Genomic DNA, 12,954 nt, shown 5'->3' with positions numbered 1-12,954 from the left:
TTCGAGGTGGGGAGTTCGCATAATCCATCCGTTATCAGAGGCCTGAGCGTCCAAGCCGTTTACGACTTCAATGTCATGTCCGATGCTATAGATCGCGCTTCCGACGACCAACCTGAGAATGTCGTCGGAAATATCCCCGTTTCTGCGAAATCCAGACCTGTTTCCGTAGGACATTACCCACGAATACCGCGCGCTCAACTGCCGAAGTGATAACTCACATCCAGCCACCACTGCCGCCCGTACGGGTCATAGTTACCGGTCGGGTAATACGGCCAGCCAGCCGAGTCATCGTGTTTGATCTGGTTGAGCACGTTGTTCACGGTCAGGCCGACGCTGGCGCGGTCGTTGAGCTTGTAGCGCGCGCTGGCGTTGAACACCGTCCATGGCGACAGACGCCCGTCACCCGCGCCGTTGGTCACGGAACCGTAGCGAATGCCCATCAGCGTCGCCGTGGCCTTCTGGTAATCCCAGGTCAGACTGGCGTTGACCTTGCTGCGCCAGTCGTAATTGGTCCGCGATGTGCGCCAGTCCTGAGTCGGCGCTTCGTCGGATTCCTTGTAGAAATGCGAAAGCACCAGGGTATAGCCCAGCGCCGAACTGAACGCGCCGTACTGCCCGGCGCCCCAGCGGATGTTGCTCTTGAAGTCCAGACCGCTGACCCGCTCGCTGGCGGCGTTAATCGCATTGACCCGCACTCGTTGCAACTGATTCGGATCGATGGCGGCATTCCCCGGATTGCGGTCGATGCGCGCCAGGGTCGACTGGCAGTTGGCCGACTTGATGTCCTGGGTGCCGTTGCGGCATTCGTTCTCTTGCTGCAACAGGCGGTTTTCGTCGACGGTAGTCAGCAGATCGTCGATCTCTACACGCCAGAAATCGGTGGAGAAATCGAAGTTGCGCGAGGGCGACCAGACAAAACCATAGGTCCAGGATTTGCCGCGTTCGGACTCAAGATCCGGGGTGCCGCTCTGGGTGTAGTCGACCCGCCCGCGATCACACGCACCCTGCACGCCCTGGCTGCAACCGTAGTAGTCGATCTGCGCCGGGTAGTAACCGTTGCTGTCGGACTGGTAGATGTAGTTCAGGTCCGGCGCGCGGAAACTGGTGCCGTAACTGCCGCGCAGCAAAAGACTGGTGATCGGGCGCCATTCGAGGCCGAGGTTATAGGTTTTCTGCTGCTCGCTGCGGCCGCTGAATTTGTATTGGTCCCAACGCCCGGCGGCGGTGGCCAGCACGGTGTCGGTGACCGGAATACTGAACTCGCCGCCCGCCGCGTAGCGCTTGCGCGAACCGCCGGAGCTTTGCGCCGGGCTCACGCCATAAAAGGTGCCGTTATTCAGAGCGTCATCCGGGTCGACGCGATATTCCTGCTTGCCCGCTTCCAGCACGCCGGCGAATCCGACCGGGCCGGCCGGCAGGTCAAACAAGTCGCCATTGATCGAGGCGTTGTAGCTGGTGGAAACCGACTTGCTGCGCTGGGTCAGGTTGCTGCGAAACTGCTCCCACTCTTGTGGCGTCAGCGGGCGATCGAGGCGCGAGGCGTCCGGGGCGAACACCGGATAACCGCCACTCACGCCCAATTGCGGGCCGAGGTAGAAATCCTGAATCGATGACAGCGGCGTGTAGCGCGTGGTTCTGACGCTGCGATATTCCGAACGGTTGGCCGCCAGATCGTAGCTCCAGCCGGTGTCGGCGATCTTGTCCGAGAGGCCGAGGGTGCCGGTCCATGAAGTGTCGGTCCACTTGCTGTTGTTGCTGGTGCGACCACCGATTTCCTCTTCACCGTAACGGCGATACCAGCGCTCGAGATTGCCGCTGTTCTGGTTGATGAAGTCCGGCGAAGTAAAAGTCGGGCCACGGGTGTTGTTCTGGATGTGATCGAGGCCATACATCAAGTCGGCAAACACCTGACCGCTGTCGCTGAAGTGCCAGGTGCCGCGGGTGTAGCCGTCGTAGTTTTCCTTTTGCGTCTGGATCGTCCAGTAATCGTTGTACATCTGATCGGTGCGGCAACGACCCGCGTTGTTCAACAGCTTGTTGTCGAAGGTGCCTTGATAGGCGCCGCAACCGGGGCCGAGGTAGCGGTTGTTGCTCAGGTCGCGACGGTAACCGACATCCGCCAGCGGGCCGCTCTGCATGAAGCCGCGATCATCGGCCCAGATCGGATCGCGGTTGGTCAGCTCCAGGCCGAACAAGCCGTCGAAGTCGCCCCAGCTGCCACCGCCGCTGATTTGCAGACGCTGATTGTCGCCACCGCCGCGCTCGCTGGTGCCGCCCTTGAGATTGACGTCGATGCCATTGATCTGCTTCTTGAGGATGATGTTGACCACCCCGGCAATCGCGTCCGAACCGTAGATCGCCGAGGCGCCGCTGCTGAGAATTTCGATACGGTCGATGACTGCCGAGGGAATATTCGCCAGGTTGGTGAAGTTGACCTTGCCATCGTATGGCGTCGGGTAATCGGCGACGCGCCGGCCGTTGATCAGCACCAGCGTGTGATTGGGGCCGAGGCCACGCAGGTTGATTGCGCTGGCTGCTGGCTGCCAGGTGTTGCCGTAGTCCTCGCCCTGGGTCATGCCGGTGTTTTGCGTCTGCGTTGCCAAGGCGTCGTAGACGTTCTTGTAGCCGCGCGCTTCCATTTCTTCATGGGTGATGACGTTGACCGGGGTCGCGCCATCACTCTGCGCACGGGCGATTCGCGAGCCGGTGACGGTGACTTTTTCCATGCGGTAATCGGCGCTGGTGGCTGGGGCCACAGCGCTGACTTTGGCCGCCACCGGCGTACTCGCCGCGCCTTCACGCACGCTCAGGCCCTGGGCACTTTGCTCGACGTGCAAGCCGCTGCCGCGCAATGCCTTCTCGACGGCCTGACGCCCGCCCAACGCACCGCGTACCGCACTGCTGCGCTTGCCTTGCACCAGATTCTGGCTGAAGGAAATCGGTACGCCGGTCTGGCGTGAGATGTCCAGCAAGACCTCATCCAACGGGCCGCTGGCGATGTCGAAGGTGTAGACCTGGGCCGCAGAATCCTGCGCATACACCGCGATCGGCCCCAGCCCCATCGCCAGTGCGGCGGCGAGGGTCAGGCGCGGTAATTGTTGTTTGAATGAAATCATCAAGGGCTTCCCTGTTGAAGGCGTCTGCAGGGAATGAGCAGCGGGCCGGCGCTTTTTATAGGGCGGCGATTAGGCCAAGAAGTTATGACGCTATAACCGCGCGCCGATGCTGACCCAATAGGGGTTGTGCCAGGTGACGCGGATCGGCAGCGAGCGCTCCAGCAGTTGCAGGGTGCGGTCGCTATCGTCCAGCGGATAGAGGCCGCTCAGGCGCAGATCGGCCACCTCGGGACTCAGGTGCAGAATGCCCCGGCGATAGCGGCGCAGGCTGTCGATCACTTCACTCAGCGGCCGGTCGCGCACTTCCAGACGACCTTGCACCCAGGCACTTTCCTGGCCGGTGCTGCGCTCCAGAGCGAGAATGTCCTGAGCGTTGAACAGCAGGCTCTCCCCCGCCTCCACCACTTGCCGCGCACCACCAGCGGTGACCACTTCGACCTGCGAATGCAGCATCACCAGCCGCGTAGAATCGTCGCCCTGTTGCACCAGAAATTTCGTCCCTAGCGCCCGCATCCGCCCATGTTCGGTCTCGACCACGAACGGCCGCGCGGGATCCTTGGCGACGTCCACCAGCAACTCACCCGAGCGCAACGCCAGCAAGCGTTGAGTCGCATCGAATCGCGCCACCACCCGCGTCCGCGCATTCAGGCTCAGCGCACTGCCATCCTCCAGGGTGAAATCGCGCCGCTCGCCGGTGCCGGTCGCCAACTCCCCCACTTCCGGCAGCCAGCCATAGCGGCGCCCGAGCAGACCGGCCAGCACCGCGATGCCGAGCACGCTCAAGCTGCCACTGACAAAGCGCCGCCGGCTCGACGGCGCATTCAGGCTGTGCAGCAGACTGTTGCGCGGCAGCCCGCGCAAGGTCGGATTACGCAGCAGGTTAAGGCCGCCGCCCATTTGCTCGATGATCCGCTGGTGCCTCGGGTCAGCCGCGCGCCACGCTTCGAACGCCGCACGCTCGCCAGCGCTGGCCTCGCCGGACTGCAACAGCGCCATCCACTGCGCCGCCTCGTCGATCACCGCTTCGTCCGGCCTCATGCCTGCATCGCCTGATAGCAACGCTTGAAGGCCTCGACCATGTACTGCTGCACCCGGCTGGTGGAAACCCCCAGCCGTTCGCCGATTTCGCTGTAGGTCAAACCGTCGAGCTGATGGTAGAGAAACGCGGCTTTGGCCTTGGCCGACAAGCCATTGAGCAAGCGATCGACCGCCAGCAGCGCCTCGATCACCAGTGCGCGTTCTTCCGGTGATGGATGCACCGGTTCCGGCGCCAGCGCCAGGCTTTCCAGATAGGCGCGTTCCAGGTCCTGGCGGCGCCAGCCTTCATAGACCAGCCGCCGGGCGATGGTGGTCAGCAGCGCCCGCGGCTCGCGAATGGCGCTCGGGTCCGGCAAGGCCAGCACCCGTAAAAAGGTTTCCGAGGCGATGTCCTGTGCGCTGTGCGGGCAACCCAGCGTGCGGCCAACGGCGGCGCACAGCCAGCGATAGTCCTTTTGGAACATGTGCCCAATCATCCGGTAATGCGGGTTCTGAACATCACCCATGCCTTGCTCCCTGAAACGGGTCCCACCCGCTGCGAAAAACCATCGTTCTGCCGGGATCGTCCGGCTCTTGATCAGGCGCGACTGTGCAATAGCGTTGCGGACATTTGAAGTAATTAAAAATCAGGATAAGCAAACCTTTGAGAATAAGGCGCTCCGTCGCCGCAGAAATATTGACTGACACAACGTTGACCCTGATCAGTTGCCAGCGCGCAGCCACTCTCTAATCTGCGCGCTTCATCGAACGCCAAGGACGGCTCACCGGGAGCCCGCGGCTATCCCTTCAAGGAAGAAAACCATGCGATCACTGAAGATTATTCTGCTGTCATCGGCCTTCAACGGCCTGACCCAACGTGCCTGGCTGGAACTGCGTCAGGCCGGGCACTCGCCCAGCGTCGTGGTGTTCACCGACGAGGCGTCGGTGTGCGAACAGATCGAACACAGCGGCGCCGATCTGGTGATCTGCCCGTTCCTCAAGGACCGCGTACCGCAGGCGTTGTGGAGCAATGCGCGGCGCCCGGTGGTGATCATCCACCCGGGCATCGTCGGCGATCGTGGTGCCAGCGCGCTGGACTGGGCGATCACCAACGAACTCACACGCTGGGGCGTGACCGCGCTGCAAGCGGTGGAAGAAATGGACGCCGGCCCGGTCTGGGCCACCTGCGAATTCAATCTGCCGTCGGGCTTGCGCAAGTCCGAGCTGTACAACGGGCGGGTCAGCGATGCGGCGATTCGCTGCATTCGCGAAGTGGTCGAGAAGTTCATCGACGGCTTCGTTCCGGTCGCACTGGATTACACCGACCCAAAAGTCCGGGGGCGCTTGCAGCCAAACATGAAGCAGGACGACCGCACCTTCAGCTGGCACGACTGCTCGCGCTTCATCAAACGCTGCATCGACGCCGCTGACGGCCAGCCCGGGGTCTTGGCAAGCCTGGCCGGCGGGCAGTATTACGTGTACGACGCGCACCTCGATCAGCGCACCGGCATTCCCGGCAAGATCCTCGCGGTGCATGACGACGCGGTGCTGGTCGCCACCGGCGATCACAGCCTGTGGATCGGCTCGTTGCGACGCAAACCACTGCCCGGCGAAGAGACCTTCAAGCAACCGGCGCGGCATGTGCTGGCCGGGCAACTGGACGGCGTGCCGACCCTCGACTGGTCGATCGCCAGCGAGCCGTTCAACGACGAGGCCTATCAGCCGATCCGCTACCGCGAATCCGGGCATGTCGGCGAGCTGACTTTCGAGTTCTACAACGGTGCGATGAGCACCGAACAGTGCCAGCGCATGGTTGAAGCGCTGCGCTGGGCCAAGTCTCGGGACACTCGCGTGCTGTTGATCAAGGGCGGGCGCGGCAGCTTCTCCAACGGTGTGCACCTGAACGTGATCCAGGCGGCGCAGGACCCGGGCGCTGAAGCCTGGGCGAATATTCAGGCAATCGACGATGTCTGCGCCGAACTGCTCAGCGCGCGGCAACTGGTGGTCAGCGGCGTGACCGGCAATGCCGGGGCTGGCGGCGTGATGCTCGCACTGGCTGCTGACATCGTGTTTGCCCGCGCGGACATCGTGCTCAATCCGCATTACAAGAGCATGGGCCTGTATGGCTCGGAATACTGGACCTACAGCCTGCCCCGCGCCGTCGGCCCGGCGATGGCCGAGCAACTGACCCAGGCCTGCCTGCCGGTCAGTGCCACGCAGGCGCTGCAACTGGGCATGGTCCAGGAAATCGGCCCGCGCTGCCCGGATGAGTTTTCCTTGTGGTTGTTGCAACGGGCCAACGCGGCACTGACCGACCCGACCTACGCTGCCGTGCGCGAGCGCAAGTTGCGCGTGGATCAGGTGCTGATCCAGCAATGTCGGGAAAGCGAACTGCAAGAGATGCAGGAAGACATGCTCTATAACCGCAACCAGTTTGCCGAGAAGTGCAGTAACTTCGTCTACAAGCGCAAGGCCTGCGGCACGCCGGCGCGATTGGTCGAGGAATGGGCGCGGGTGCGCAAGGTTGAGTTGGCGGGTTGAGCTTCACCGCCACTACGGCCTCATCGCTGGCAAGCCAGACTCCCACAGGTTACTGCGGCGCTCACAGAACTTGTGAGCGACATAAAACCTGTGGGAGCTGGCTTGCCAGCGATGGCGGTGGGTCAGGCAATGCTGGTTTGGCAGCCAGACACCATTCGCGAGCAGGCTCGCTCCCACAGGATTTCGGGTCGTTCGCGAAATCGATGGGCCAGCGCAGGACCCTGTGGGAGTGAGCCCGCTCGCGATGAACGATGACGCGGTGGCGAGCCGGCACTTACAATGCCCGCACCTCAGACACCGGCCCGCCCATGGACATCGACCTCGCCCGCACCTTTCTGGAAATCGTCCGTCACGGCAGCCTCGCGGCGGCGGCGCAGAAGCTGTTCGTCACGCAGACGGCGATCACCGCCCGGGTGCAGAAACTCGAAAGTCAGCTGGGCAGTACGCTGTTCGTGCGCAACCGCGCCGGGGCGAAACTGACCGCAAACGGTGAGGCCTTCGTGGTCTACGCCAATCAACTGGTGCAGACCTGGGAAGCCGCGCGGCGCGACCTGCCACTGCTGGACGGCTATCACAACGTGCTGCACATCGGCGGCGAAGTCAGCCTGTGCAACCCGTTGATGCTCAGCTGGGCCGCCGAACTGCGCGAGAAGATTCCCGGCCACGCCCTGCGCATGGAAATCCGCGACGGCGAAAACCTGTTGCGCCAACTTGAACTCGGCGTGCTCGATGCCGCGCTGGTCTATCAGCCGGAGTACTGGCCCGGCCTGCAGGTCGAGCAGGTGCTGGAAGAAAAACTGATTCTGGTGCGTGCGCCGAACCGCCCGGATCCCTACGTCTACATCGACTGGGGGCCGGATTTTCGGCGCCAGCACGACGCTGCCCTGCCGGACAAGGCCAAAGCCGCGCTGAGTTTCAACCTCGGCCCGCTGGCCCTGCAATACATCCTCGAACATGGCGGCAGTGGCTACTTCCGTACCCGTGTGGTGCGCAGCTATCTGGAAACCGGCGCCCTGGAAGCGGTCACCAAAGCCCCGGAATTCGGCTATCCAACCTATCTGGTGTATGCACGCGAGCGCGACTCGGCGACGCTGCAACAGGCGTTCGATCTGCTGCGCCAGGTAATCGCCACCGATGACGACTGGTCGCAACGCTGGAACCCGCTGAGCTGAGTCGGCCGCTTTACACCGGAGCATGGCGCAACTGACCTCAAGGTGCGGCCTGCACAAACGGCCGGATCGGCTAATCTGCCGGGTATAACAACAATACCCACAGGTGAACGCAGTGAGGCAGACCACCGAGGCATTTCGCAGCCGCTATCGTGCGGCCATTCATCCGTTGTACAACCCGTGGCTGCACGGCGCCTTCGTGCTTCTGTTCGGCGTGCTGGCGATCGGCGCTTTCTGGAGCAGCGCGCATCAGGTGCAGCCGCTGGAATGGCTGAGCGTGCCGCTGACCCTGCTGCTGTTCAACTTTGGCGTGTACACGGTTCATCGCCATCTCGGTCACCACAAAAAGACTTTTGCCAAGCTGTTCTATGCCCGACATGCCGGCGACCATCACAGCTTTTTCACCCCCGGCCACATGACTTACGACAGCGCCCGCGACTGGCGGGTGATTCTGTTTCCAGCCTGGCTGATCGTCGTGCATACGCTGGTTTTCACCCTGCCGCTGTGGTGGCTGGTCGCGCAGTTCAACACCAATGTCGCCGGGCTGTTCGGCGGCTGCATGGTGCTGGGTTATCTGACCTACGAAGTGTTTCACGCCTGCGAGCATCTACCGCCGAATAATCCGCTGACCCGCCTGCCGTGGATCCGCCAGATGCGGCATCTGCACGAATTGCATCACCGCCGCGAGCGCATGCAGGAGCGCAATTTCAATATCGTTTTCCCCCTGATGGATTACCTGTTCGGCACCCTGTACTGGGAGCCGCAACCCGCCCCGTTGCGCTATTCGAGATCGCCCATGACCCGCATGCAGCACCACATCGATATCGCCGGCGAACCGATCGCCGTGCTCCGCTACGCCGCCAGCGTCAACCACTGGCCCGAGTGGCACCCGTCGTCGCTGAAAATCGACGGACCGCAAGGCCCGCTGCATGCCGGCGCGCGTTTCGAAGAAGACATTCATGCCGGCGGGCGCGCCGGCCATTTGCGCTGGGAGGTCACCGAATACCTGCCCGGTCGCCGTTGGTGCGCTCAGGCGCGGGGCGATCATGGCTTGTCGCTGTTGCTGACTTACGAGTGTGCTGCGCAAGGCGACGGCACACGGTTCGTGCGCACCCTGGATTACCGGTTCGATGGCCTTGGCATGCGCCTGGCCAATCTGCTGCTGCTCAAGCGCCGCATCGAACGTGAATCGGCGACCTCGATGCAGGCCCTGCGCGACATGGCGCTCAGGCACCTGACGCTGACGGGGCACCTTTCATGAAGCGTCTGCTGTTTTTGCTGGTGATCCTCGTCATCGCGTTTCTGCTGCTGATGCCGACCAAGGTGCAGCCGGTGGCGTGGAAACCGCCAGCGGCGCCGTCACTGAACGAAGGGGTCTACGCGGAAAACCAGCGGCTCAAGGCCGTCGAACAGGTTGGCCCGAGCGACATCGACGGCCCCGAAGCACTGCTGCTGGAGGGCGATTACCTGATCACTGGCCTGCATGACGGGCGACTGATCCGCACGAGCCTCGATGGCAAGGAGCGCAAGGTGCTGAGCGACACTGGCGGCCGGCCGCTGGGCTTGGCGCGGCATCCCAATGGTTTGCTGGTGATTGCCGACGGGGTCAAGGGTCTGCTGTCGCTCGACGCCCAGGGTCAGTTGATTCCTCTGACCACCGAGGCCAATGGCCTGCCTTTCGGTTTTACCGACGACGTGGCGATCGACAAGTCCGGGCACTACGCCTATTTCAGCGATGCCAGCAGCCGCTGGGGCTACGGCCATGACGGTGAGGCGATCATTGAACATGGCGGTGACGGGCGCCTGCTGCGCTATGACTTTCAGACCGGCAAGACCAGCGTGCTGCTGGACAAACTGCAGTTTGCCAACGGCGTGACCCTCGGCCCGGATGACGCTTATGTGCTGGTCAACGAAACCGGCGCCTACCGCATCAGTCGTTACTGGCTGACGGGACCCAAGGCCGGCACCCATGACCTGTTCATCGACAACCTGCCCGGCCTGCCGGACAACCTCGCGTTCAATGGCAGCAACCGCTTCTGGGTCGCGCTGTACGCGCCGCGCAGTGCCTTGCTCGATGGGACCGCCGGGCATCCGCGGGTGCGCAAGATGATCGTGCGCGCGCTGACGGTGCTGCCAAAACCGGTGGAGAAACGCGGGTTCGTCCTGGGGCTGGATCTTGAGGGCAAGGTCATCGCCAATCTGCAGGACGCCAGCAGCGGCAATTACTCGCCGATTACCACTGCGCGGGAGTATGGGGACTGGGTGTATCTGGGGTCGCTGAAGGCTACGCACATGGCGCGGTTGCCGTTGGCGGATGCGTTGAAGTGAGCCTGCTGGTTTTATGTTAGATCAACTGACGTCATCGCGAGCAGGCTCACTCCTACAGTTGATAGCATTCCAACTGTAGGAGTGAGCCTGCTCGCGATAGCGGACTGTCAGTTACCGGATCTGTCGAACTTGTCCGGATCTTCGTCTTCAGGAAGATCTTCGTCCGGCTCTTCGGGAAAAGTGGTGGTGTGCGCCGGGCTGTTGGGCTCAGGGTGAGTGGGAACCGGGTCGAAACCGCCCTGCTCTTCACTGGGGAATCTGGGTGTGTTCATGTGGCACCTCGCAGAGAGTCGCTGAATGAAGACTCTGAACATTCGAGGTGCCGAGGGTGGTTGTCGTTCCAATCAATCCGCAACCGTGGGTCGGCGGATCATCCAGGAATCAGGACGGTGCCTGTAAATGGCTGACAATTTCGTCCTTGACCTTCAGACGCTTCTCTTTGAGTTTTTTCAATGCGTCGTCGCTGGGGGCGTCCGAGGTGGCCGTTTCGGCCTTGACCACGTCGGCGTCAGCCTGGGAATACTTGTTGATCAGTGAATCCAGTCGTGGATCCTGGGTGCGTTTTTGCTGGATCTCTTCCTTCGTGCAGCTCAAGTCCTGAAACAGGTCATGGGGAACCGGCATGGAACACCTCCGTCAGTTGATCGGCAGCCGACGCGACCGATGCGTCAGCCCCTATCAGAATGGCCTTGGTTGAGAGGTTCTGTCGACCACCTGTCAGACCAGCGGTTGCCGTTCGTCGCCCTGTCGGAAACGCGATCAAACCTTTTTCCGCTGTGCTCCCTCCATTGCATAACGTCAACAAAAACCTGTGTGGAGATACATCAATGGACGGATTCAACCTGCGTCATCTCGTTCTGGCTGTCGCTCTGAGCAGCGGCATGGGCAGTGCCTTCGCCGCCACTTCCAATGACTTCGTCGACAACGCCGCCGCGGGTGGCATCGCGGAGATCGAGACCAGTCGCCTCGCCCTGGAAAAAAGTCAGTCGGCCGACATCAAGGCGTTCGCCAACATGATGATCACCGACCACAGCAAGGCCAACGACGAACTGGCCAGCATTGCCAAGGCCAATGACATCGAAGTCCCGGACACCACGACTCTGGTCAAGCAGGCCAAGGAAAAGATCCTCGACATGCGCGATGAGTCCTTCGACGCGGCCTACGCCAACAACCAGGTCAAGGCCCACGAAGAAACCATCGAATTGTTCAAGAAAGAAGCCAACACCGTCACCGACGATAAGACCAAAGGCGCTACCGAGCTGAAAGCCTTTGCGCAGAAAATGCTCCCGGCATTGGAAAAACACCTGACCGCCGCCAAAGAGTTGCAAGCCAAGCACCCGAGCAAGTAACCCGGGCGCTGTACAGCAAAAGGCCGCATTGATTAATGCGGCCTTTTTTTGTTTCAGCGAGATCAACCGCCGTCAGTATCGATGTCGGCATCGGTTTCTTCACCGGGCTTCGGACGATCGGGCTCAGGTTCGAAACCGGGGCTGAATTCGTTGTCGTTGTCGGTGTGTCTGTTCTTCTGGTCCACCACCGGATCGGCGCTCTGCGCCTGCTCGGCGCCACCCGAGGGTTGCGTTGGCGGGTTCTGCCCCGGCACTTGCGGATCGATGGCCGGGTCGTTGCGATTGATCGGTTCGGCGTCCGGTTTCTGCTGCTGTTGCGATTGCTCGTTCATAGCCACCTCGTTTTTCAATGCTGGCGCGACTCAGACCCGTCGGCCTTGTATATTCGAAGCCGCTACGGTGCCAACGTTCAAAACATCGCTGGTTTGAAGGGCGCCGACTAGAGTTACCGGGGCATTTCTTGCGCCGGATCAAAAATATCCCTGAGCAACCGAACAACTATTTTGAACGGCAAAGGTCACTGACTTCGCACCGGTCACTTTTTACAGAACCGGCCCCAATACGCTACGGAGCAACAGGCACATGGCAGCACTGCAGAACAGCACATTCGATGCGATGAAAAACAAACAACCACAACTGCTGAGCGAATGGATCAACGGCCTGGAAGCCAGCGGCGCCACCCGCAACCTCAAAGACCATGACCTGCAACAACAGACCAGCGAATTCCTGCAATTGGTGATCAATGGCCTGCAGGATGACAACGGCACCAACATCAATGCGCCGGGTTGGGAAGCCACCCGCCAGTTCCTCGAAAAGCTCTCCCACAGCCGCGCCCAGCTCGGTCAGGATTCGCAACAGACCGCCAGTTTCATCTTCGCCCTGAAGGGCCCGCTGTTTGCCCTGCTGCAAGCGCACTACAAAGAACAGCCAGCGCTGCTCGCCGAACAACTCTGGGAAATTTCCGAACTGTTCGACGCCTTCGGCATGCACACCATCCGCACCTTCCAGAAGTCCCGTGAAGCGGTGATCAAACGCCAACAGGAAGAACTGCTGGAGCTCTCCACGCCGGTGGTCAAGCTGTGGGACGGCGTCCTGGCGCTGCCGATGATCGGCACCCTCGACTCGCAACGCACTCAAGTGGTGATGGAGTCCTTGCTGCAACGCATCGTCGACACCGGTTCGGAAATCGCCATCATCGACATCACCGGCGTCCCCACCGTCGACACCTTGGTCGCGCAGCACCTGCTGAAAACCGTGACCGCGATTCGTCTGATGGGTGCTGACTGCATCATCAGCGGCGTGCGTCCGCAGATCGCCCAGACCATCGTCCACCTGGGCCTCGACCTGCAAGGCGTGGTGACCAAGGCCAACCTGGCCGACGCACTGAAGCTCGCCCTCTCCCGCCTGGGCATCAGCCTCGGCAAAGCGGTCTGA

12 protein-coding genes are annotated in these 12,954 nt (G+C 61.7%); 6 read left to right on the top strand and 6 right to left on the bottom strand.

The window, feature by feature from the left end; genetic code table 11:
- Positions 1-194: 194 nt before the first annotated feature.
- From QRN61_RS12410 to QRN61_RS12400, 3 genes are all read right to left on the bottom strand, one after another.
- Complete coding sequence (locus QRN61_RS12410; RefSeq protein WP_285373896.1) at positions 195-3,116, bottom strand: TonB-dependent receptor; 2,922 nt, start codon at positions 3,114-3,116, stop codon at positions 195-197.
- A 90-nt stretch (positions 3,117-3,206) separates the two neighbouring features.
- Entirely contained in the window at positions 3,207-4,154 is a 948-nt protein-coding gene (locus QRN61_RS12405) for a FecR domain-containing protein (RefSeq protein ID WP_285373895.1), read from the bottom strand.
- Positions 4,151-4,660 (bottom strand): sigma-70 family RNA polymerase sigma factor, encoded by a 510-nt coding sequence (locus QRN61_RS12400; RefSeq protein ID WP_027613691.1) that lies wholly within the window; start codon positions 4,658-4,660, stop codon positions 4,151-4,153. The genes QRN61_RS12405 and QRN61_RS12400 overlap by 4 nt, the downstream gene beginning before the upstream one ends.
- 295 nt (positions 4,661-4,955) lie before the next feature.
- On the opposite strand from QRN61_RS12400, the gene QRN61_RS12395 reads away from it, so the two are divergent.
- From QRN61_RS12395 to QRN61_RS12380, 4 genes are all read left to right on the top strand, one after another.
- A complete protein-coding gene (locus QRN61_RS12395) occupies positions 4,956-6,674 on the top strand; it encodes a hydrogenase maturation protein (protein ID WP_285373894.1) in 1,719 nt (572 codons plus the stop codon).
- 308 nt (positions 6,675-6,982) lie between these two features.
- Entirely contained in the window at positions 6,983-7,846 is an 864-nt protein-coding gene (locus QRN61_RS12390) for a LysR family transcriptional regulator (protein WP_045122483.1), read from the top strand.
- A gap of 112 nt (positions 7,847-7,958) precedes the next feature.
- Entirely contained in the window at positions 7,959-9,104 is a 1,146-nt protein-coding gene (locus QRN61_RS12385; protein ID WP_285373893.1) for a sterol desaturase/SRPBCC family protein, read from the top strand.
- Complete coding sequence (locus QRN61_RS12380; protein WP_285373892.1) at positions 9,101-10,171, top strand: SMP-30/gluconolactonase/LRE family protein; 1,071 nt, start codon at positions 9,101-9,103, stop codon at positions 10,169-10,171. The genes QRN61_RS12385 and QRN61_RS12380 overlap by 4 nt, the downstream gene beginning before the upstream one ends.
- A 107-nt stretch (positions 10,172-10,278) precedes the next feature.
- Here QRN61_RS12380 and QRN61_RS12375 read toward each other — a convergent pair whose 3' ends face one another.
- Both QRN61_RS12375 and QRN61_RS12370 read right to left on the bottom strand, forming a co-directional pair.
- The gene (locus tag QRN61_RS12375; RefSeq protein ID WP_166495921.1) at positions 10,279-10,443 is read right to left on the bottom strand and encodes a hypothetical protein; all 165 of its coding nucleotides are present in this window, start codon (positions 10,441-10,443) and stop codon (positions 10,279-10,281) included.
- Between the two features lie 109 nt (positions 10,444-10,552).
- Positions 10,553-10,795, bottom strand: a complete 243-nt coding sequence (locus QRN61_RS12370) for a DUF465 domain-containing protein (RefSeq protein WP_042559423.1) — start codon at positions 10,793-10,795, stop codon at positions 10,553-10,555.
- Between the two features lie 203 nt (positions 10,796-10,998).
- On the opposite strand from QRN61_RS12370, the gene QRN61_RS12365 reads away from it, so the two are divergent.
- Positions 10,999-11,520, top strand: coding sequence for a DUF4142 domain-containing protein (locus tag QRN61_RS12365; RefSeq protein WP_027613685.1), 522 nt, complete (start codon positions 10,999-11,001; stop codon positions 11,518-11,520).
- 62 nt (positions 11,521-11,582) lie between these two features.
- Here the strand turns inward: QRN61_RS12365 and QRN61_RS12360 are convergent, their stop codons facing one another.
- On the bottom strand, positions 11,583-11,852 hold the full coding sequence (locus QRN61_RS12360) for a hypothetical protein (protein WP_115989649.1): 270 nt from the start codon (positions 11,850-11,852) through the stop codon (positions 11,583-11,585).
- Positions 11,853-12,102: 250 nt separating this feature from the next.
- Between QRN61_RS12360 and QRN61_RS12355 the strand changes: the two genes are divergently transcribed.
- On the top strand, positions 12,103-12,954 hold the full coding sequence (locus QRN61_RS12355; RefSeq protein WP_096796830.1) for an STAS domain-containing protein: 852 nt from the start codon (positions 12,103-12,105) through the stop codon (positions 12,952-12,954).

Origin of the sequence: Pseudomonas sp. lyk4-TYG-107, assembly GCF_030209055.1 — a bacterium.
Classification (GTDB): domain Bacteria; phylum Pseudomonadota; class Gammaproteobacteria; order Pseudomonadales; family Pseudomonadaceae; genus Aquipseudomonas; species Aquipseudomonas putida_A.
Note: the sequence above shows the minus strand (reverse complement) of the source record. Positions and strands in the feature narration are given on the sequence as shown.

Bases quoted from the DNA above. Each gene is read 5' to 3' on its own strand.
- QRN61_RS12360 (WP_115989649.1), bottom strand. From the start codon at position 11,852: ATGAACGAGCAATCGCAACAGCAGCAGAAACCGGACGCCGAACCGATC.
- QRN61_RS12365 (WP_027613685.1), top strand. From the start codon at position 10,999: ATGGACGGATTCAACCTGCGTCATCTCGTTCTGGCTGTCGCTCTGAGC.
- QRN61_RS12400 (WP_027613691.1), bottom strand. From the start codon at position 4,660: ATGGGTGATGTTCAGAACCCGCATTACCGGATGATTGGGCACATGTTC.
- QRN61_RS12410 (WP_285373896.1), bottom strand. From the start codon at position 3,116: ATGATTTCATTCAAACAACAATTACCGCGCCTGACCCTCGCCGCCGCA.
- QRN61_RS12375 (WP_166495921.1), bottom strand. From the start codon at position 10,443: ATGAACACACCCAGATTCCCCAGTGAAGAGCAGGGCGGTTTCGACCCG.
- QRN61_RS12380 (WP_285373892.1), top strand. From the start codon at position 9,101: ATGAAGCGTCTGCTGTTTTTGCTGGTGATCCTCGTCATCGCGTTTCTG.
- QRN61_RS12395 (WP_285373894.1), top strand. From the start codon at position 4,956: ATGCGATCACTGAAGATTATTCTGCTGTCATCGGCCTTCAACGGCCTG.
- QRN61_RS12405 (WP_285373895.1), bottom strand. From the start codon at position 4,154: ATGAGGCCGGACGAAGCGGTGATCGACGAGGCGGCGCAGTGGATGGCG.
- QRN61_RS12355 (WP_096796830.1), top strand. From the start codon at position 12,103: ATGGCAGCACTGCAGAACAGCACATTCGATGCGATGAAAAACAAACAA.
- QRN61_RS12370 (WP_042559423.1), bottom strand. From the start codon at position 10,795: ATGCCGGTTCCCCATGACCTGTTTCAGGACTTGAGCTGCACGAAGGAA.
- QRN61_RS12390 (WP_045122483.1), top strand. From the start codon at position 6,983: ATGGACATCGACCTCGCCCGCACCTTTCTGGAAATCGTCCGTCACGGC.